Origin of the sequence: Microbacterium sp. Leaf351, from assembly GCF_001423825.1 — a bacterium.
GTDB classification, from domain to species: Bacteria; Actinomycetota; Actinomycetes; order Actinomycetales; family Microbacteriaceae; genus Microbacterium; species Microbacterium ginsengisoli.
The window spans coordinates 21,059-22,750 of sequence record NZ_LMPK01000002.1 but is presented as its reverse complement, the minus strand read 5'-3'; the positions used below and the strand labels follow the sequence as shown (position 1 = coordinate 22,750).

Below are 1,692 nucleotides of genomic sequence, written 5' to 3'. Positions count from 1 at the left end.
CCCGCACGAGCTCGTCGTCGAGCTCGACGGCGAGCCGCTCGTCGACGCGGTCGACGCCGACGCCCGCATCGACCGCGCCGCACGACTCATGACCGTCTCGGCGGGGGTCGCCGAGGGGCTCGACCTGCGGGGCCTGCGCGTCGCGGTGGCGATGATGCTCGAGCCGAAGACCGCCCGACTCGCGCTGCTGCTGCGCGCCGCGGGCGCCGAGGTCGGCGTGTACGCGCACCCGGACGAGACCGATGCGGATGTCGCGGCCGCCCTGCGCGCGCGGGGGCTGCTCGTGGTGGCGGACACGACGCTGTCGGGTGTCGCGGAACGGGCCGCCGCCGAGGGCTTCCTGCGGAGGGGGTGGGACGTGCTGCTCGACGACGGTGCCCACCTCATCCGTCTCGCGCACGAGCTCGAGCCGTCGCTCGTCGAGGGATGGATCGGTGCCTGCGAGGAGACGACGAGCGGGCTCGCGCCGCTGCGGGCGATGGCCGACGCAGGGCTGCTGCGCTCCGCGGTGATGGCGGTCAACGACGCGCGCACGAAGACCTGGTTCGACAACCGTTACGGCACCGCGCAGTCGTGCGTGTTCGCGGTCGCCGACCTGCTCGACGTGGTGGGGCGTACGGTGCGGGACCAGCCCGCGGTCGTGGTCGGGTACGGCCCGGTCGGCGAGGGCGTCGCGGCGGTGCTGCGCGCGCTCGGCGCCGACGTGGCGGTCGCCGAGGTCGACCCGGTGCGGGCGCTTCGCGCGCTCCACGACGGGTTCGAGGTGGCTCCTCTTGCTGAGCGGGCGGCGGGCGCTCTGGTGGTCTCGGCCACCGGTCGTGCCGGCACGGTGCCCCGCGCGATCGCCGAGAGCTCTGCCGTCGTCGCCGTGGCCGGCGGGGTGCCCGGCGAGGTCGACGACCTCCCGGGAGCGGAGCCCGTCGCGCCGGGCATCGACCGGCTCCCGGGAGGCGCGCTGCTGCTGGGTGGCGGCGGTGCGGTGAACATCACGGCCGCCGAGGGCAACCCGATCGAGATCATGGACCTCTCCTTCGCCGTGCAGCTCGCCGCGCTCGGCGAGCTCCTCGCGACGCGCCCCGCGCCGGGCGTTCACGCCGTGTCCGCGACCGTCGACGACCTCATCGCGCGCGCGGCGCTCGCCGCCCGCGGTGTGAGCGTCGACGCCCCCGACGTGGGTGTCGCGAGGGCCGCCGACGGGTGGCGCTCGCCGCGCTTCGCGCACCGGAGCGGGACGTGACATCCGTCGTTTTCTACACGGCCGACCTGGTCGTGCCCGTGACAGCGCCGCCGATCCGGCACGGCGCAGTGGCGGTCTCGCAGGGACGCATCCGGCACGTCGGCGACCGTGCCTGGGTGCGTGCACAGCTCGAAGGCCGCGGGGACGAGGTGCGCGAGGTGCGCTGGCCGGGCGTGCTGCTGCCCGGCCTCGTCAACGCCCACACCCACCTGCAGTACTCCGGCATGGCCGAGGTCGGGCGGGGCCGCTACCGCGGCTTCGACGACTGAGCGGCCGCGTTCGACCGCCTCTACGCGCACCCGCACGACTGGGCGGCCGCCGCGGCATCCGGAGCCGGCGACCTGCTGGCGCACGGCGTGACCGCCGCCGCCGACATCGTGACGGATGCCGCGGCCGCCACAGCGCTGCACGACGCCGGGCTGCACGGCATCACCTACTGGGAGGTGATGAGCTGG

The 1,692-nt window shown here is 75.6% G+C and carries 2 protein-coding genes; both read left to right on the top strand.

Translation table 11 applies throughout. The features are described from left to right. Positions 1 to 1,237, top strand: a 1,237-nt coding sequence (locus ASG00_RS00575; protein WP_082482954.1) for an adenosylhomocysteinase, incomplete at its 5' end; no start/stop codon positions are given. Beyond that, the gene (locus ASG00_RS18720) at positions 1,234 to 1,506 is read left to right on the top strand and encodes an amidohydrolase family protein (RefSeq protein ID WP_327037325.1); all 273 of its coding nucleotides are present in this window, start codon (positions 1,234 to 1,236) and stop codon (positions 1,504 to 1,506) included. The genes ASG00_RS00575 and ASG00_RS18720, both read left to right, overlap by 4 nt. The last annotated feature ends 186 nt before the right edge of the window (positions 1,507 to 1,692 follow it).